Origin of the sequence: Pseudomonas sp. GM79, assembly GCF_000282495.1 — a bacterium.
In the GTDB taxonomy this organism is placed as follows: Bacteria; Pseudomonadota; Gammaproteobacteria; order Pseudomonadales; family Pseudomonadaceae; genus Aquipseudomonas.
In genome coordinates this window covers 1-17,809 of the sequence record NZ_AKJE01000003.1, presented here as the reverse complement: position 1 = coordinate 17,809, position 17,809 = coordinate 1, and the positions used below count along the sequence as shown (strand labels likewise).

Here is a 17,809-nt window from a genome sequence, read left to right as displayed (position 1 = left end):
GGATGATTGCGCTGATGCCGGTATCACGCAGGGCACGGCCCGGTTGCATCGGGGCGAAGCTCTGGAGTTGGGCGCGGATGTCCGGCGATGCGTTGCACAACACCCAGTTCACGCCGTTATCGGAAATGGCGATGGACGACTGGGTGCGCGCCTTGGCGTTCAGGCTGCCATCGCGAAAACCGGCGCAGTTCACGCAGTTGCAGTTCCACTGGGGGAAACCGCCACCTGCGGCGGAGCCAAGAATCTGGATGTGCATGAGTGGTTCCGACAGGCAGTCACACGGGAGCGCGACTGCGGAAAAAGGTCCCCAGCGAGCTGGGGCAAGGTTCGCGTGGCGCGACGTTCGTGGAGCGGACGGAGGCGCAGCACCACGCTCAAGGGTCAGCGGTTAGCGAAGTACATGGTGACTTCAAAACCAATGCGCAGGTCGGTGTAGGCAGGTTTGGTCCACATGATGAGTTCCTCATTGTTGTTGGATGGTTTGATCAAAAGCCTGTTGTGCATCCTTGCTTGGCATGGTGGCGAGTCCAGTCATCCTGACTCGCCGCCGTTGCGCTACCGCTCCGTAATCATGGCGTGGCCTTGGCCGCGGTCGGTTGTTGTGCCTTGAGGTAATCGGCGTACTCCCGACTCATCACGTAGTGCTTGATCTTCTCGACATCGGCGGGCTCCAGGCTGTCCTTGAAGGAGGGCATACCGAGAGGTCGCAGCACGCCATCCAGGACGATCTGCTGGAACAGGTCGCGGCGCGGCTCGTCGGACTTGCGCAGATCGGGGATCAATCCCCCACTGACTGCGCCCACGCCGTGGCAGACGGAACAGTAGCCGCCGTACAACTGTTGGCCGGCGGCGATATCCGCGGCGGAAGCGTCGACCGGTTTTGGCGTGCGGTTTACGGCCACCACTGTTTTCTCTGGCAGCGGCGGCAGGGATGCCTTGCCGTCGAGTTTGAACACCAGCAGGCGGCTGAGATTACCGGCCCCCGGCGCCAAGGCGGCATCGCCTCCGATCAGCGGGGCGACACCACCCCAGCCGGCCATCACGGCGATGTACTGCTCACCCTCCAGGCTGTAGGTCATGGGGGCGGCGACGATGCCGGTCTGTGCGCCGAACGACCAGAGCTTCTTGCCCTTGTCTGCAGAGTAGGCGATGAAGTTTCCGTCGGCCGTACCCTGGAACACCAGGTTGCCGGCGGTGCTCAGGGTGCCGCCGTTCCAGTAGTGAGAGTAGGGTACGCGCCAGGCTTCCTTCTGCTTGACCGGGTCCCAGGCCAACAGTGCGCCGGAAACGGCCTCGCGGGGAATCGCGGTGGTGTCGGAGAAGCCCGCACCGGTGTTGAAGCCCTTACGCTTGACGAAGTCCTTGCCTTCGTTGCGGTAGACACCTGGAATCTCCTGATAGGGGATATAAACCAGGCCGGTTTGCGGGTTGAACGACATCGAATGCCAGCCGTGCGCGCCGAAGGGGCTCGGCCACATGACGATGGGCTCTTTCTCGTAGCGCACGCCGGGCGCCTCCACCGGCTTGCCAGTGGCCAGATCGATCTTCTCGGCCCAGGTTACCTTGCCGAACTTTTCGGCAGAGAGCAGCCCGCCGGTCTGGCGGTCGATGACATAGAAGAAGCCGTTCTTCGGCGCTTGCATCAGCACCTTGCGTGGCTTGCCGCCGATCTCCAGGGTAGCCAGGGTGATCTGTTGGGTGGCGGTGAAGTCCCAGGAGTCGCCCGGGGTCACCTGATAGTGCCAGGCCAGTCGGCCGCTGTCCGGGTTGAGCGCGAGGATCGAGGACAGGTAGAGATTGTCGCCGCCACCGGGGCTGCGCAGCTCGCGGTTCCACGGCGAACCGTTGCCGGTGCCGACGTACAACAGGTCCAGTTCAGGGTCATAGGCCATGCCGTCCCACACCGTGCCGCCGCCGCCGAGCTTCCAGTACTCGTCACCCTTCCAGGTCTTGGCCGCATCGGCCAGCTCAGGGTGTTCGTAGGGCTTGTTCGGGTCGCCGGGCACAGTGTAGAAGCGCCAAGCCATCTTGCCGCTCTCGGCATCATAGGCGGAGAAGTAGCCACGCACGCCGTACTCGGCGCCGCCGTTGCCGATGATCACCTTGCCCTTCACCACACGCGGCGCGCCGGTGATGGTGTAGGGTTTGCTGTTATCGGTGGTCTGCTGACTCCACACCTGCTTGCCGGTTTTTGCGTCGAGGGCAATCAGTCGGCCGTCCAGGGTGCCAATGAAGACCTTGCCGTTCCACAGTGCGACACCGCGGTTGACCGCGTCACAGCATGCGTCACGGCCCTTGTCGCGGGCGATCTGCGGATCGAAGGTCCAGAGCGTCTTGCCGGTACGCGCATCCACCGCCATCGCGCGGCTCCAGGACAGCGAGGTGTAGAGCACGCCGTCGGCGAACAGCGGCGTTGCTTCCAGGCCGCGGTGGTTATCGAGGTCAAGGGACCAGGCCAGACCCAGCTTGCCGGCGTTCTGCGCGGTGATCTGGTCCAGTGGACTGAAGCGCTGTTCGTCATAGGTACGGCCATGGCTGAGCCATTGGCTACCGTCTTGCTTGCTGGCAATGATGGCGGCCTGGTCGACCTGTGTAGCGACGACCAACGGTGCCAGCAAGGCGAAGGCCAGGCCAGCGAGAATTTGGGATGCAGACTGCGTGTTCATAGACGCAGGACTCCTGTTATTTGATTGGAATGAGACCCTGGCGAGCGGCGGTGGCTAGAACAGCTGGAGGATGCGCAAGTTGATGCGGCTGTCCTCCTTGAACCCGTTGTCCACTTCTATGTCTTGACCGTAATTGACCATCAACTGGGTGCTTGGGGTGACGAAGTACGACGTGCCGACAGTGAATTTGCTGGTGCCGGGCTTGTCGTCCATGTCCAGGTCACTGATGTTGCTTTCGCCGCCCCAGAGTTTCGAAATGCCAGCGCGCACATCAAAACGCTCGGTGAAGTTGTAGCGCAGAAAAGCCTGGCCTTGATACAGCGGGTCCTGCTTCTGGGTGACGCTGGCGCTACCGTAGTCATCGTTGTCGCCGAAGAAGGTCACGTCACCGACCAGATCGAGGGTCAGCTTTTCGGTCAGACCGGTGATATAGCCGGCTTGCAGGGCGAACTTCCAGCGGTTCTCGCCGAGGTTGATCGCCTGATCCTTGTCGTAGCTGCCGGTGGGCACAAAGAGGAAGGGGGTGATGCCAAAGTAACGGCGCTTTTCCGGTTCATTCAGCAGCCAGACGGTGGCGGCGAGGATCAAGTCGCCAGTGCCGCTGTCGTTGCCCAGGTCTTGCAGGTCATCCTTGGCTCGCACGTTGCCGAACGGCAGGAGGAACTGAGGGTCGACGATGTAATCGCCGATCTTGGTGAAGTGCACGCCACGCAGGATACCGATGTCGGAATCCAGACCGGCATTGATGGGTACCTTGTGGCTGTCGGCGTATAGGGCGTTGCGTTCGGTGTGCTGGTAATAGAGCAACCCCAGGTTGGTGCCTTCCGGAAGGGCGGTGTAATCGCCAGCATCGACGTCCACAGCCGAGGCGCTGCAGGAGAAACCGGCGAGCAGGCTCAATAGCGAAGCATGCAACAGATGCGCTGGACGGCGCTCGCGTGGCAACCCCGCAGGGCTGAGGCGAGCCGGCTCTGTGCTCATTTTCATAACATCACCTTTATTGTTTTTGTTTATGATCGAACTTAGTGCCGGAGCGCTTATCCGGACTAACGTGAAGTCATTGAGCAGAGCTTGTGCCAGCTTTTTCTATTGTGTAAAAATCGCTTTTAAATCAATGGCTTAAATAACAATAAGAGTTGTCGAACGAAGCTCGGGAATTGTCCCGCTGTATCACTGGCTCAAATTGAGACAGTGGCTTGGGGTCGAGCTGGCCCACTTCGAGACATTCGCCCGCGAGACGCATGCCATGCACAAACTCAACAGCCCCGCGCCCCTCCCTTCGCGCAAGCGTTTCGTCGATTCCCAAGTGATCGAGAGATCCTGGCAGCGCTCGCAGAATTACGGCCTGTGCCAGCGCGACAGTCTGTTGTTCGACGCTCCGGTGGTCGCCAGCGGCTCGCAGATCGCCGAGAGCAATCGCCTGCTGCTTAACTGCGCCACCCCGGAGATGGAGCAGCTGCACGCCGCTCTGTCGCCGAAGGACTGGGTGCTGGCCTGCATCGATCTGGAAGGTGTAGTGCTCAGCACCCTGGGCCACCGCAGCTCCGACAACCGCGAGTTGAACCAGGTGTTCCGTGTCGGCGCGCAAATTTCCGAGCAGAACGTGGGTACCACCGCGCCGAGTTGCGCCCTGACCGAGCGCGACTCGGTGTTTTTTGTCGGCGAGGAGCATTACCTCGAGGAGGCTCGCCGTTTCTCCTGTCTGGCCACGCCGATCTTCGGCCTGGACGGCGGCATAGTCGGAGTACTGGACGCCAGCAGCAAACACGGTGTGCCCTCGGTCTACACCCTGGATTCCCTGGTGTTCGCCGCTCGTGCCATCGAAAACCGCATGTTCGCCCAGCTAGGTGATGTGCTGCTGGTGCACCTGCACCACCGCCTGGACATTCTCGGTACGCCACTGGAAGGCCTGATGGCCTTCGACCCGGCCGGTAAGCTGCGCTGTGTCAACCGCATCGCCGGACAGTTGTTGAATCTCGGCGAGATTCGGTCCGGCCTGGACTTCGCCGAGCTGTTCGACATGCCTTTCGTCCATGCCACCTGCTATTGCCGCCACGACCTCAGTGCGCCGCTGCGCTTGCGCAGCCACCACAGCGGCGAACTGCATGCTTGCATCACTCTGAGTCCTGATCAGAAAATGACGCGGGTGCCGCGTTCGACATCTTTGCCTGCAACTACCGTCGAGCAGTTGCCCTCGTCCGAGGCCGGCCCCTGCCTGCAGGATTCGGCCTTGCAGGACGCTCTGGCCCGGGCACGCAAGGCCTTCTCCCATGACATTCCGGTGCTGATCAACGGCGAAACCGGCACGGGCAAGGAGGTTTTTGCCCGTCTGCTGCATGAAGGCAGTCGCCGAGCGGGTGAGGCCTTCGTCGCGATCAACTGTTCGTCCATCCCGGCCAGCCTGATCGAGTCGGAACTGTTTGGTCACGTCGAAGGTGCCTTTACCGGCAGCCGCAAGGGTGGTGCCAGTGGCAAGATCGAACAGGCGCACAAGGGCACTCTGTTTCTTGACGAGATCGGGGACATGCCCCTGGAACTGCAAGGTCGCCTGCTGCGCGTGCTGCAGGAGCGCAGCCTGAGCCGTCTTGGCAGCAGCCAGGTGATCAAGGTGGACTGCGCGCTGATCTGCGCCACCCACCGAGATCTCAAGCTGCTCAGCGCCAACCAGGGCTTTCGCGAGGATCTTTACTACCGCATCAATGGCCTGCGCGTATTCCTGCCGGCCCTACGCGAGCGCCGCGACCTCGAAGCGCTGATCCAGCACTTGCTGTGCGCCGCAACCACCCCACACCAACCGCTCAGCCTGAGCAAAGCGGCACTGCAGGCGCTGTTGGCTTACCGTTGGCCGGGCAATGTTCGCCAGCTTAACCAGACCCTGCGCCTGGCCGCTGCCCTGGCCGAGAGCGACAGGGAAATCGACCTGCAGCATCTGCCGGATGACGTATTGGAGGGTTGTGAAGTTCAGGTCGGGTCAACGGCAGGGACACCGCAGCCGCATCTGCAGGCGGGGGATACCCTGCAGGTTTCAGAGCTGCGTGCGATCAAGGCGGCGGTGGAAGCGAGCGGCGGCAACCTCTCGGCCGCCGCGCGCAGCCTGGGAATCGGGCGAGCGACCCTGTACCGGAAGCTCAAGGGAATGGAGGAGGGTTAACGCTGGAGGCAAGGCCGCGCTCCGACAGGAACGGCGGCCTTGCGCAAGGGGTGGCGGTACTATCCGGCGGTGTTTGGGCCGATGATTTCGAGCACTTCGGCGACGCTGTTGGCCGGGAAGCCGCCTTGCGCGGCGTGTTCGCGGATCAACTGTTCGTTCGCCGCGATGTACAGACAGTAGACCTTGTCGTCAGTCACATAGCTCTGCAGCCATTGGATCTGCGGTCCCATGGTGCTGAGCACGGAACAAGACTTCTGCGAAATGGCCTGGAGTTCTTCGGCCGAGAGTTTTCCCGCGCCCGGAATTTCCCGCTCGATGACATATTTGGGCATGACAGATTCCTTGATAGTTGAGTTGTGGGTAGGTGCTGGCGTGATGCTGAGAAGAAAAAGCAGCCGGGGGCGGTAACCACCCTCCGGCTGAAAAAGGGTTACAGCTTGATCATCACCGTCTTCAGCTCGGTGTAGTGGTCGATAGCCGCCGCACCCAATTCGCGGCCGACACCGGAGAGCTTGTAGCCGCCAAAGGGCAGTACCGGGTCGAGGGCGCTGTGGCAGTTGACCCAGATCGAGCCGGACTTGATGCGCGGGATCATGCGGTGCACCGCGCTCATGTCGTTGGACCAGATGCTGGCGCCGAGGCCGTAGGGATTGTCGTTGGCCAGGCGCACGGCTTCGTCGAGGTCGTCGAAGGGCATGGCCACCAGCACCGGGCCGAAGATCTCCTCCTGCACCAGGCGATGCTTCTGGTCGACGTCGACGATCACCGTGGGTTGGACGAAGTAGCCGGGACCGAACTTCTCGCCGCCGCAGGCGATGGTGGCGCCCAGTTCGCGGCCCATCTCGATGTAGTTATGCACCCGATCCTGTTGCTTGGCGGAGATCAGGGGACCCATGGCCGCGCTGGGATCGAGGCCGCTACCGAGTTTCATGCCATTGGCGATATCGACGATGTCGCCCACCACCCGGTCGAAGTGTTTGCGGTGCACGTACAGGCGCGAGCCGGCGCAACACACCTGGCCCTGGTTGAAGAAGATGGCGCTGGCGGCACCGGCGGCGGCCACCTGCAGGTCGGCGTCGGCCAGGACGATGGTGGGCGACTTGCCGCCTAGCTCCAGGGTAACGCGGGTCATGTTGTCCATGGCCGCTTTGCCGATCTGCTTGCCCACTTCGGTGGAGCCGGTGAAGGTCAGCTTGTCTACTCCCGGGTGGCGGGTCAGCGCCGCGCCAGCGCTGAGGCCGGTGCCGGTGACCACGTTGAATACGCCGGTGGGGTAGCCGGCTTCCAGCACCAGTTCGGCCAGCTTGAGGGCACTCAGCGGTGTCTCGTCGGCCGGCTTGAGTACCAGGCTGCAACCGGTGGCCAGGGCCGGGCCGAGTTTCCAGCAAGCCAGCATGAAGGGGAAGTTCCAGGCGACGATGGCACCGACCACACCTACCGCCTCGCGGCGGATGAAGGCGTGGAATTCGCTGTCCGGCATCAGTGGCAGGGACGGATCTACTGTAGTGCCCGAGAGCTTGGTGGCCCAGCCGGCCATGTAGCGCAAGGAGTCGATGGACAACTGCACGTCCACCAGGCGGGCCATCTGCACGCTCTTGCCGTTGTTCAGACATTCCAACTCGGCGATCACCTGGGCGTCACGCTCGATCAGGTCGGCCAGGCGCCACAGCAGGTTCTGCCGCTCGCGCGGACGCATGCGGCTCCAGGCAGAATCGTCGAAGGCGCGGCGCGCGGCCTGCACCGCACGGTCCACGTCGACATGGTCGGCGGACGGCACTTCCAGCAGAAGGTTGCCGGTGGCCGGGTTGCGCACGGCCATGGTCGCGCCGCTGGCGGCGTCCATCCATCCGGCGCCGATCAGCATGCGCGGTTGCCTGGAGAGGAATTCGACGGTCTTGGGATGCAGTAGGTTTTCCATGGGTGGCGCCTCGTTGTTGTGGGTCTTGTACCGGACCCTGGAGCAACGCCTGTGCCAGCCCCACCGAAAGCGCCGCGGGGGCTGGGCTCCCGGCCTTACTTAGGAGGCAACCCAGACAGGAACGGCAAAGCAAGGACTGTATCGAACTCGTACAACTGTCTCGGAATGGGACAACGGCGCCCCGCACTGAGTCGACCAGACCAGCGCAAAGTGAAGACGCCGCCAACGGTCCGTCGCGCTATCAAAAAGCCCTTTACGAAGGAGTACAGGCGCTGGATGATCTCGAACCTGCAACCCGACCCTAAAAAAATAAAAACAGGTGTCTCTATGCTTCTTGAGCATGCGTTGTTAACCGATGTCAGCGGCAAGCCGCTACGCCAGCAACACAAAATCTTTTCAACCGAGTGGGATGAAATCAGCGACTGGTCGGATCGCGTTTACATGCCCTATCGTGTGGCCCCCATCGGGCATGCCATCAAGCCGCAAGCAACCATGCATTCGTCCAGGATTGGCGAGTTGACGCTGACTCGTTTTGCCTATGGAGTCGCCGTGAGCGTCGATGAATTTTCGCCCGAGGCGGGGAATGCATTACTGCTTACGACCATTCGCGGCAATGCCCGGCACTGGGCTCAACGTTCGGTCACTGAGGATACGGCAGTAGGTGAATCCTTCATTGCCAATTGCAGTCGTGTCGATTACCGGATCGACCTCGACCCGGATCACCTGCAACTGAATCTGACTATTCCTCATGCAGTTTTGGAACGGGTGGCGCAGCAGTGGTTTGGGTTCGTGCCCGATGATCGGTTCTGGAGACATAAATGCATTATCGGCGGAATCGGTTCTAGCTGGCTAAGCCTGCTGGAGTACACGGTTCGTTGTGTTGCCGAGGCTTCCGAACACATGGCTGAAGGACGTATGGGAGCTCACCTGGAGCAAAGTCTTTGCGTTCATTTATTGCGAGAGTGGGCTGGCCGCGCCGAGCAAGCAGGGCTTGATTTCAATAGTCCAATGAACCGGATTGCACCGCGTTATGTCAGGGCCGCTGAAGAGTTCATGAGTGCCAACGCAGCGAGCCTGCCGACGATGGCAGAGGTTGCCAGTGCCGTCGGGACCAGTGTGCGGGCATTGAGCGGAGCCTTCTCGCGTTTTCGCGGCATGACGCCCGGTGCGTTCTTGCGCGAGCAGCGGTTGCAGGGTGTGCGCCGCGATTTATTGGCAACGGATCCGGAGTCGGGTACGACTGTTTCCACCATCGCCTTTCGGTGGGGTTATCTAAACCTGGGTGAATTTGCGGGAATCTATCGCAAGCGTTTCAGTGAATTACCCTCCCAAACCTTGCAGCGCCGACTGCGTTAGCGATGCGAGGCAGGAAAGGGCACCGAGAGTGACGTCTAACCCACTCTCGGTGCCCAGGAAGCCAACCACTTGCTATGGGTCAGAACACCCACAACAGCCGTAGGTTAACCCGCTGCTTTTCCTTGAAACCGTTGTCGACCGATACGTCCTGGCCGTAATTGAGCAGGGCCTGGAACGTAGGGGTCATCCAGTACGATCCCCCGACACGGTACTTGCTGGTGTTGGGTTCATCGTTTTGATCCTGACCGTCAACGCGCGTCTCACCACCCCAGAGTCGAGACGCACCGACATGCACCGACAGCTTGGGTGTCACGGCGTATCTCAGGTAGGTCTGGGCTTGCCATAGAGGCTTCTGTCGCAACGTCAGGCCTTGACTCGTGAGGTCGTCATTTTTGCCAAACAGGGTTACATCGGCTGTGAGGTCCAGAGACAACTTTTCAGTGAGGCCGGTCACATAGCCTGTCTGCAACGTCATCTTCCAACGATTTTCGCCAAGGTTGAGTGCATCGTTTCGATCATAGTTACCGGTCGGCACGAACAGGTAGGGCGCAATGCCCCAATATCGGTTCTTCGCCGGATCATTCACGAGCCACAGGGTGGACGCCAGGATCAAGTCGCCCACGCCATTGGTTTGTCCCAACGAGTCGTTATCGCGTGTTCCTTCCAGGCGCCCGAATGGCAACAGGAACTGCGTATTGATCGTGTAGTCACCCAACTGCTGGTAATTCGCGACGCGCAATATGCCGATATCCGAGTCGAGTCCCGCTTTGATCGCAACCTTGTGACCATTACCGTAAAGCGACCGCCGTTCGGCATGCTGGAGGTAAAGCAAGCCGATATTGCTGCCGGCTGGAAGCGCAGCGGCGTATTCGCCGGCGTCCACATCGACGGCTTCGGCGTTGCCCGCCAGAGTCGCCAGCAGGAGGCCGGCACTGATTGTTGACGTGCCAAATGCGCATTCTGTGGATCGAGCGCGCGCAGGGGTACGTGTGGAGATCTCCATGAGTCACCTGTTTTGTTTTTGTTGTTTTCGGAGAAAGGGATAGTTTTCTTGCGCCATCGCCTGGAGCCCTTGGAGGGCTCTCATGCGAATCGAATCAGGTCCGGATTCAGATGGTCAGATTGCGGTACGCCGCCGTTTCGAAATCCAGATATCCATTGGTTGAAACAGGGTCTACGAATGGCAATATCTGAGTGGCCCAAAAACCACCGATGCCATTCTTGCGATCGATCCAATAGAAAAGATTGGCCAATCCAGCCCACGCCAAAGAGCCCGCAGGACGACCGGTGGGTGCGTCTTGTTCGTTGATCATGAAACTCAACGCCCATGACTTTGGCATGCCGGGGAAAAATTCCGCAGTGTGGGAAATACTCGGAATCACGCAGGGAAGGGCTTTTATTTTCAGGTTGTCGAGCCCGTTTTTTTCAGCGAAACGAATCGTCTCAGGCTTCAGAATTCGTCCGTGATCACCTTGTCCATCGTTTAGCCAGGCCCGGATGAACAGGCAATAATCCTTCACGGTCGAGAACAGACCATGGCCTCCCATGTGCACTTCTGGTTCCTCTGGAAGGAGGGAGCCCTCGACTGCGGTCAGCGATCCATCTTCTTCACGCTGATGCATTCCAGCCCGTCGCTGGAGCATCGATGCGGTCATGCTAAAGGCGGTATCGGTCATGCCCAGCGGCTCAAAAATACGCTGTTGCATGACTTCACCCAGACGTTTGCCGGTAATGGCCTCGACCACCAGACCGGCCCAATCCATGCTGGAACCATATTCCCACTGTTCACCAGGCTCAAACAGCAAGGGCGTCATAAGTGCCGCCAACGATCCACTGATGATGCTGGGTTGGTGTCCTTCCTGGACTAGCCTGTTGTAGTTTTCGTTAAAGAATTCATAACCCAGGCCTGCTGTATGAAGCAGAAGCATCCGCGTGGTGATGTGTTTTTTGGGCGCGCGAAGCCGCGGGGTGCCGTCGGTATCAAACCCTTCGAGCACCTTCAGTTCGCCGATCATCGGCACATAGTCCCTGGCAGGCGCATCGAGATCCAGTAGGCCGTCCTCGACCAACTGAAGCACCGCCGTGGCGGTTATCGCTTTAGTCGTGGAAAACATGGCGAAAACACTGTCGGTCGTCATTGCACCGGCTTGACCGAGCGTCCGTTGACCTGAAGCACCCTCGTAGAGCAAACCATCTCGCCCCGTTATTGCTGCAACTACGCCTGGCACGCGCTGTTGTCCCGCAGTGACGGCATCGAGCAGGTTATTGATTGATGAAGTGAAACCCGGATTCATTATTCTTATTCTCCTTGAACCCATCCCTGGTGCGCTCGGCTAGAGCCTATGGCGGGATGTGCAGTGGCAAGACTGGTTAGGCCGACGTGAAGTGTTGAACGTCGGTCCAGGGGAGACTAAGAAAACAAGTTCGGAGCGTCTGTCGTCTGCCGGCAAGGGGTGTCGGAATCAGGCACTTATTTAAGTACTGCGCAGGTGGGCGACGAGTAAACAGAGATAACGAGCGCCTACTGAGTGAGGCTCGCCAGCAGAGCAAAGCGGTCGCGACGCAGGAAGACTCGGCGTTTCGATTGGCCGGTGAGATTACTGCAATGAAGACAGCGGTTGCCAAGGCGGACGGAGCGAAGGAAGCGTTTCAAGAACAGCTCAGTGTGTCGCGCGCCGAATCTAAGCGACTGGAAGAGGGCCTGGCGCAGGCAAGCGCGCAATTGGCCGAAGCTCAAATATTAGCGGAACAATATTCTGCGGAGCTCACTCAGCTATCCCGCTATCGTGATGCAGTACTAGACACGAGTGGCGGTTCGGACAGCTGAAACGCCGCTTCGGCTATGACGACAGCCTCGACGTGTTTGGCTTGCATGGCATCGGCGGAATGACCAGGCAAAATCCGTCAAAGCGCCGGGTGTACAGCAAGTCCATAGCATCGATGATCAGTGAACTGTCCGTGGCATTTTTACCTTTGGTGTAAGCGAACTGTTGGATGGGCTGAATCGAATGATCGAGGAGGACTTTCTTCCAGCCACCCAACTGCGGGCCCGTCCAGTCGCCATAAATGCGCTTGACGCTGGCAACACCGTATTTGGCGATCTCCTCAAACAAGCCTTCAACAATCGCAGCGGGAGCATTGTCGGCATCAATGAGTACTGCTAAATGTTTTTGCGTGTGATTGGGGATGTAAGTGGCCATGGATGGTCCCTGAGTAGATAACTCACAATACCGTCAAATGAGTCCGAGGGGGTACGATTGGGAAGATGGAAAATGACGAGCTCGCGCGCTCCGTACTTTTCGACAAATCTTATTTCTGATCTGCACCTGCTTGTTTGTGTGCAAAAACAATCGCAGTCTCGATATTCAGCGATATCGAAGCAAACGACTTCATCAGCAATGACTCCGGCAGCGCCCAATCCCATTTTTCGCGCAGCATGTTTTCCACATCAGCGAGAGTCGAATCGAGATCGCCTGGGTCCAGGCCACCGACCGCATTGAGTGCAGCGTTTGCTTGATCGATGTTCGTGTCAATCTCGATAGCAAGACCCGCGTTATTACAAGAAAGGCGCACATGATTGAGCAGCAGGCGTAGCGCATCATTGGCGTAATCACCTAGCCAACTGATCAAATAACATTTTCCGCTCGACTCGATGAGGTAACGCTCGCCAAGACCCAATGAGACAAATGTCTTTCGAGCTTCATCGAGTAACGCTTGAGCGTCGCGATCGATAAACGGGCAAGCGGCCGTGTCTGCCAGGACTGCGCGCATCTCTTCGCGCACAGTGTCATGCACCATAGCGCCCAAACCATCGAAATGAGGAGGGGCACCACCGCGTGCGGCTGAAACAATAATGACCTTGGCCTGGAGATCAACATCACGCACCCGCCATCTCCGGCCTCCAAAGATGATGCGTTGATCCTTGGTCAACGGGCGGCTTACGGGGACTGATCCGAGTGCTTTTCCATCACACACCAAGCGGAATTCTTCATCGCTGGTGAATGCGCTGTAGAACTCATAGTGGTTGATCAGTCGCTCTCCAACTGTCCCAGGAAACAATAACCCCGAACTGTCTTGAACAATGAGTTCATGCTCACCCAGGGACTTGAGCAGCTTCACGAAGTCTGACTTCTCGACCTTCGGAAATACCCCCTCTGCAATCAAGACTTTCCAGAGGTCTGCTGCAGATGCGCCGCCACACTGGGCAATGATGGAAAGGCATTGCTGAACAAGGGTGGACGCGTGAATGCCCTGAGCCTTGGGAGGTTCAAACCATCCTCTGGCTAACAGTCTGACCATGGCAATGGTCTGAACCAGGCCTTGGCGCAGCTGATCTGAGAGGCTCGATCCATCTGTGAGTGGCGACTCTTTGCAGTAAACGCGCAGTGTCGCTTTTTCTCCCGGGCGTCTGCCCGAGCGCCCTAAACGCTGGCGCAGACTCGCCACCGATGGTGGGGCACCAATCTGCACTACTGTTTTGGTGCTGCCGATGTCTATTCCAAGTTCAAGCGTCGTGGTGCAAATCGCCGATGCCGCCTGGTCACCTGCCTTGAGAGCATGTTCAGCCTGCTCCCGCAGATCCTTTGAAAGACTGCCGTGATGAGGCCAGAACTCGTTGGGCACGCCATCTTTCTCGCAGCGGCGACGCAGTTGGTCTGCGTACCATTCAACCTGAGACCGACTGTTCGGGAAAATCAGGTTATTACTGCCGCGCAAAACCTTGTAGAGATGATCAGCAATCGCGAAGTCAGGGCTCGCCTCGTTTTCCGTCTCGTCATCATTTCCCTCCTGATCAGAGCGCTCGACGGGCTTCTTTTTTGAGCTCGCTCATTGGCGGCTGGATGTAACCGCGAACTTGCACCTGAAGTGTCTGGTTGGAGTTTTTGGACTCAATGACGGTAACCCCATCGGCATTTCCCGGACGCAAAAACTCCGACGCCATCTTCATATCGCCGAGTGTGGCTGACAGCCCAACTCTAGGGAGGCGACGCCCCGCGACAAGTTCTACGCGGTGCATCAGAGACTGAAGCTGCTTGCCTCGTTCGCTACCAATGAATGCGTGTCCTCTGAAAAGAGGTCCATTTTTTTTTGCGTCAAAGAAAATCCCAAGCCTGCATCTTCCTTGGCATCGACGGCCCTCGCTTTTTCGTTAACACGAAAGGTGCGAATCAGGGCGACCTGTTAGTTCCAACGAGTGTGAATTTCTGATGACTACGTTCTCTGACGGCACTGGTGCCCTTCAGATAAGCGCCGTACCGAACACCGCCACGACCCGCGTAAGCGGGGTGTCGGCGCCGGCGCGAATCCCCATCGGCTCGGAGCTAAGCCAGATAGAGTCGTTGGGATATTGATTGAGTCGCAAAACATTGATCGTCGATGCAATCAGCGGCGATCCAGCCACACCGTCTGCGCATTGCAGAACTCACGGACCCCGAAATGTGACAGCTCCCGGCCGAACCCGCTTTTCTTCACGCCGCCGAAGGTGACACGTGGGTCGGTTGCGCAATAGCCATTGATGAACACACCGCCGGTTTCCAGTTCGCCCGCCAGCTTATGGGCAAGCTCGACATCGCGAGTGTAAATGGTTGAGGCAAGTCCGAACTCACTGTCATTGGCCAGCTCTAGCGCGTGGGCTGCATCGCGCGCGGTGATGATCGAGGCCACCGGCCCAAACAACTCCTGTTTGAACGAGGTCATCCGGTCGGTGACATCTGCGAATACGGTGGGCTCAAAAAAGTTGCCAGGGCCTTCAGCCTTCTTGCCGCCCATTAACAATGTCGCGCCTTCTTCCAGCGTCTGCTGGACCTGACGATCCAGCTCATCACGAAGATCGAAGCGAGCCATGGGGCCGATGTAGGTGTCTGCAGCCAATGGATCGCCGACGACCAACTCGCGAGTGGCTTCGACGAACTTGCGGGTGAACGCCTCGACAATGCCTTGCTCGACAATCAGGCGTTTGGCGGCCGCGCAGACTTGCCCGGTATTCTGATAGCGGCCGATGACGGCCGCTTTGACCGCTTCGTCGAGGTCGGCATCGTTGAGCACAATGAACGGATCGGAGCCGCCCAATTCCAATACACACTTCTTCAACGCCGCTCCGGCTTGAGCGCCGATGGCCATGCCGGCTCGCACGCTGCCGGTGAGTGTCACCGCAGCAATGCGTGGGTCGGCGATCGCGGTGGAGACGCCGTCCGGCGTGACATTGATGACCTCGAAGACACCTTCTGGGAAGTCGGCTTGCTTGAAGGCCTCCCGCAACAGATAGGCGCAGCCCATTACGTTTGGCGCATGCTTGAGGACGTAGGTATTGCCGGCGATCAACGCTGGAACGGCGCCGCGAAGCACCTGCCAGATCGGAAAATTCCACGGCATGACGGCAAGTATCGGGCCGAGCGGGCGGTATTCAATACGCGCTTTTCCACCTTCAACCAGTGTCGGTTCACCGCTCAGCATGGCGGGGCCGTGTTCGGCGTACCACTCGCAGAGCTGCGCGCACTTTTCGATTTCACCGCGCGCCTGAGTGGTGGGCTTACCCATTTCCAGGGTGATCATATTTGCCATCGCTGCGGCGTTGTCGCGCAATGCCTGTGCCAAGGCGATCAACAATTGCGAGCGTTGATCAACGGGTTTGCTGCGCCAGACGCGGAACCCGGCAGCGGCGCGGGTAAGGGCGGCGTCCAGTGTCGAGGCCGATTCGAAAGGGTAGTAGCCGATCTGCTCGCCATTGGCAGGGTTGATCGAAATGGCATGGGTAAGGCCAGAAACGTTAATCATGACACCGTCCTATGAGGTAGGAATGAATACGCAGCTTCAAAGCAGAAGCGCCGCCGTTGAGTCAGGTCGCGCGCGCCAGGATGGAGTACGCGCGACCAATGACTGGTGCATCGACCATTTGCCCATCCAGCACGAAGACGCCGTCACCTGAGCTGGCAGCTTCGATGATGCGTTGCGCCCAGAGAAGTTCTTCAGGGCTGGGTTTTAACGCCTGATGGATGATCGCCACCTGGCTCGGATGGATGCACAACGCGCCGCCAAAGCCCATGTCGCGGGCAAATTGAACGGTGTTGTGCAGGCCAGTGGTGTCCTGGATTGAGGGGAAGACGCCGTCCAGCGCCGGGGCCAGTCCAGCAACCCGTGTGCAGAGCAACACGGCGTAGCGGGCGTGGCTGAGAATCTCTTCGGCAGCACGGCTGCCGGCGGTCAGGTTCAGGTCCAGGCCCAGATCGAGGCTGCCGAACGACAAGCGTTCAGCGCCTTTCGCACCGGCAATCGAGCTGAGTGCCGCCAAGCCTTTGGCGCTCTCGATGATCGGCCAGACCGGTTTGCCGGTGCTAAAGGCGGTGGACACCTGCGCCGCACTTTCTGCTTTGGGCAGCAGAATGGCGGTCACGCCGGCATGCCGACGGCAAAGATCCAGGTCCGCGGCGTGCGCCCAGTGCTCCGCGGCATTCACCCGAACCAACACCTGAGCTTCGGGGTGTTCACTCAAGAAGCGCTCAAGGTTATCCCGGGCCTGCTCTTTGAGGTTTTCCTGCACGGCATCTTCCAGGTCGACAATGACTCGGTCCGCGCCGCTGGCGATGGCTTTGGGGATGCGCTCTGGACGGGTGGCCGGCACAAACAAGGCGGAGCGAACAATCGATGGACTCATGGTGTTTCTCCCTGGCTGAACTCGACTTCACCGATCTGCGCGGTGCCGTCCTGATTGCCTGCCCAGACCTGCGCCTTGCCACTGTCAATCACGCGTCCGCCGACCTCGAAAGGTTGCGGCGAAATCAGCGGTCGGACCCCTCGGAAGGTGAAGCGCTTCAAGCGCGCGGACGGGTGCGCTTTGGTAAAGGCACGCAGGTTCAACGTGGCAATCAATGGACCATGCACCACCAGTCCCGGATAGCCTTCGGTCTCTGTGACGTAAGGCCAGTCATAGTGAATCCGGTGGCCATTGAAGGTGACCGCGGAATAGCGGAACAGCAGGGTCGAGGACGGCTCGACCGGTTCCTGCCATTGGCCCTCGGGGAGCGCTTCGGTGCCGCTCAGTTTGGGTGGAGTCGGTTCGCGGTAGACGATGTCCTGCTCATCTTGCAGGGTGCGTTGGCCGTCCTGGAAATACTCATGGCGCACCGTGACAAACAGTAGTGAACCGGTGCGGCCGAGCTTCTCTTCGACGTTGAGGATGGTCGAAACACAGGTCACATCCGCCTCCACCTTCAGAGGCTGGTAGAACTCGATTCGGCTGCCGGCCCACATGCGATTGCGGTTGTGCGCCGGAGGCAAGAAACCACCCAGCGCCGGATGACCGTCCGGGCCCAGTTCGCTGGCTGCGACCGGCTCTTGAAAGAACGCCCAGTGCCACAGCGGCGGCAGCGCTTCGCCAGGCAGCGGTGCCACTTCGCTCAAGGTTGCGGCAATGCGTTTGACCAGGTTGAAGCTGATCCGGTCCTGGCTTTCCTGACGACGTCCGATCCACGCTGAAAAATCGATATCGCTCATACATTTCGCTCCTGTCGGTCGGTGATCAGGCCAGGGCGGCCATTTCTGGAATCGCTTCGAACAAATCCGCCACCAGGCCGTAATCGGCCACCTGGAAGATCGGCGCTTCTTCATCCTTGTTGATCGCAACGATCACCTTGGAGTCCTTCATGCCGGCCAGGTGCTGGATCGCGCCGGAGATACCGACGGCGATGTACAGCTGTGGCGCAACGATCTTGCCGGTCTGAC

Annotated in this window: 14 protein-coding genes and 3 pseudogenes; 3 read left to right on the top strand and 14 right to left on the bottom strand. The window is 59.4% G+C overall.

What is annotated here, in order from left to right:
- The 4 genes and pseudogenes from PMI36_RS28455 to PMI36_RS28465 all read right to left on the bottom strand — a co-directional run.
- A pseudogene (locus PMI36_RS28455) lies at nucleotides 1–256 on the bottom strand (pyrroloquinoline quinone biosynthesis protein PqqB); the annotation flags it as partial.
- 125 nt (nucleotides 257–381) lie between these two features.
- Nucleotides 382–453, bottom strand: coding sequence for a pyrroloquinoline quinone precursor peptide PqqA (gene pqqA / locus PMI36_RS30155; RefSeq protein ID WP_003243383.1), 72 nt, complete (start codon nucleotides 451–453; stop codon nucleotides 382–384).
- Between the two features lie 116 nt (nucleotides 454–569).
- A complete protein-coding gene (locus PMI36_RS28460) occupies nucleotides 570–2,666 on the bottom strand; it encodes a PQQ-dependent dehydrogenase, methanol/ethanol family (protein WP_008067169.1) in 2,097 nt (698 codons plus the stop codon).
- A gap of 54 nt (nucleotides 2,667–2,720) precedes the next feature.
- Nucleotides 2,721–3,653, bottom strand: a complete 933-nt coding sequence (locus PMI36_RS28465; protein ID WP_008067167.1) for a transporter — start codon at nucleotides 3,651–3,653, stop codon at nucleotides 2,721–2,723.
- Between the two features lie 259 nt (nucleotides 3,654–3,912).
- Between PMI36_RS28465 and PMI36_RS28470 the strand changes: the two genes are divergently transcribed.
- Nucleotides 3,913–5,817, top strand: a complete 1,905-nt coding sequence (locus PMI36_RS28470) for a sigma-54-dependent Fis family transcriptional regulator (RefSeq protein WP_008067165.1) — start codon at nucleotides 3,913–3,915, stop codon at nucleotides 5,815–5,817.
- Between the two features lie 59 nt (nucleotides 5,818–5,876).
- On the opposite strand, the gene PMI36_RS28475 is transcribed toward PMI36_RS28470, so the two are convergent.
- Nucleotides 5,877–6,149, bottom strand: a complete 273-nt coding sequence (locus tag PMI36_RS28475) for a DUF4242 domain-containing protein (RefSeq protein WP_008067164.1) — start codon at nucleotides 6,147–6,149, stop codon at nucleotides 5,877–5,879.
- A gap of 98 nt (nucleotides 6,150–6,247) precedes the next feature.
- Nucleotides 6,248–7,735 (bottom strand): aldehyde dehydrogenase family protein, encoded by a 1,488-nt coding sequence (locus tag PMI36_RS28480; RefSeq protein WP_008067162.1) that lies wholly within the window; start codon nucleotides 7,733–7,735, stop codon nucleotides 6,248–6,250.
- 327 nt (nucleotides 7,736–8,062) lie between these two features.
- Here PMI36_RS28480 and PMI36_RS28485 point away from each other — a divergent pair, with 327 nt between their 5' ends.
- On the top strand, nucleotides 8,063–9,091 hold the full coding sequence (locus PMI36_RS28485) for an AraC family transcriptional regulator (protein WP_008067158.1): 1,029 nt from the start codon (nucleotides 8,063–8,065) through the stop codon (nucleotides 9,089–9,091).
- 79 nt (nucleotides 9,092–9,170) lie between these two features.
- Here PMI36_RS28485 and PMI36_RS28490 read toward each other — a convergent pair whose 3' ends face one another.
- Nucleotides 9,171–10,094 (bottom strand): transporter, encoded by a 924-nt coding sequence (locus tag PMI36_RS28490; protein WP_008067156.1) that lies wholly within the window; start codon nucleotides 10,092–10,094, stop codon nucleotides 9,171–9,173.
- A gap of 106 nt (nucleotides 10,095–10,200) precedes the next feature.
- Entirely contained in the window at nucleotides 10,201–11,385 is a 1,185-nt protein-coding gene (locus tag PMI36_RS28495; protein ID WP_008067155.1) for a serine hydrolase domain-containing protein, read from the bottom strand.
- Between the two features lie 311 nt (nucleotides 11,386–11,696).
- Here PMI36_RS28495 and PMI36_RS28500 point away from each other — a divergent pair, with 311 nt between their 5' ends.
- On the top strand, nucleotides 11,697–11,918 hold the full coding sequence (locus PMI36_RS28500; RefSeq protein ID WP_008067153.1) for a hypothetical protein: 222 nt from the start codon (nucleotides 11,697–11,699) through the stop codon (nucleotides 11,916–11,918).
- A gap of 61 nt (nucleotides 11,919–11,979) precedes the next feature.
- Here the strand turns inward: PMI36_RS28500 and PMI36_RS28505 are convergent.
- From PMI36_RS28505 to PMI36_RS28525, 6 genes and pseudogenes are all read right to left on the bottom strand, one after another.
- Nucleotides 11,980–12,291: pseudogene (locus PMI36_RS28505) on the bottom strand (NYN domain-containing protein); the annotation flags it as partial.
- 109 nt (nucleotides 12,292–12,400) lie between these two features.
- Nucleotides 12,401–14,153 (bottom strand): annotated as a pseudogene (locus PMI36_RS0129285) (helicase-related protein); the annotation flags it as partial.
- A gap of 320 nt (nucleotides 14,154–14,473) precedes the next feature.
- Nucleotides 14,474–15,865: an aldehyde dehydrogenase family protein gene (locus PMI36_RS28510; protein WP_008067139.1), complete on the bottom strand. Its 1,392-nt coding sequence runs from the start codon at nucleotides 15,863–15,865 to the stop codon at nucleotides 14,474–14,476.
- Nucleotides 15,866–15,926: 61 nt separating this feature from the next.
- Nucleotides 15,927–16,742 (bottom strand): HpcH/HpaI aldolase/citrate lyase family protein, encoded by an 816-nt coding sequence (locus PMI36_RS28515; protein ID WP_008067137.1) that lies wholly within the window; start codon nucleotides 16,740–16,742, stop codon nucleotides 15,927–15,929.
- Nucleotides 16,739–17,581 carry an FAS1-like dehydratase domain-containing protein gene (locus tag PMI36_RS28520; protein WP_008067135.1) on the bottom strand — a complete coding sequence of 281 codons (843 nt, stop codon included), beginning with the start codon at nucleotides 17,579–17,581 and terminating at the stop codon, nucleotides 16,739–16,741. The genes PMI36_RS28515 and PMI36_RS28520 overlap by 4 nt, the downstream gene beginning before the upstream one ends.
- A 25-nt stretch (nucleotides 17,582–17,606) precedes the next feature.
- Nucleotides 17,607–17,809: electron transfer flavoprotein subunit alpha/FixB family protein (locus PMI36_RS28525; protein ID WP_008067129.1), on the bottom strand; the 203-nt coding region annotated here is incomplete at its 5' end.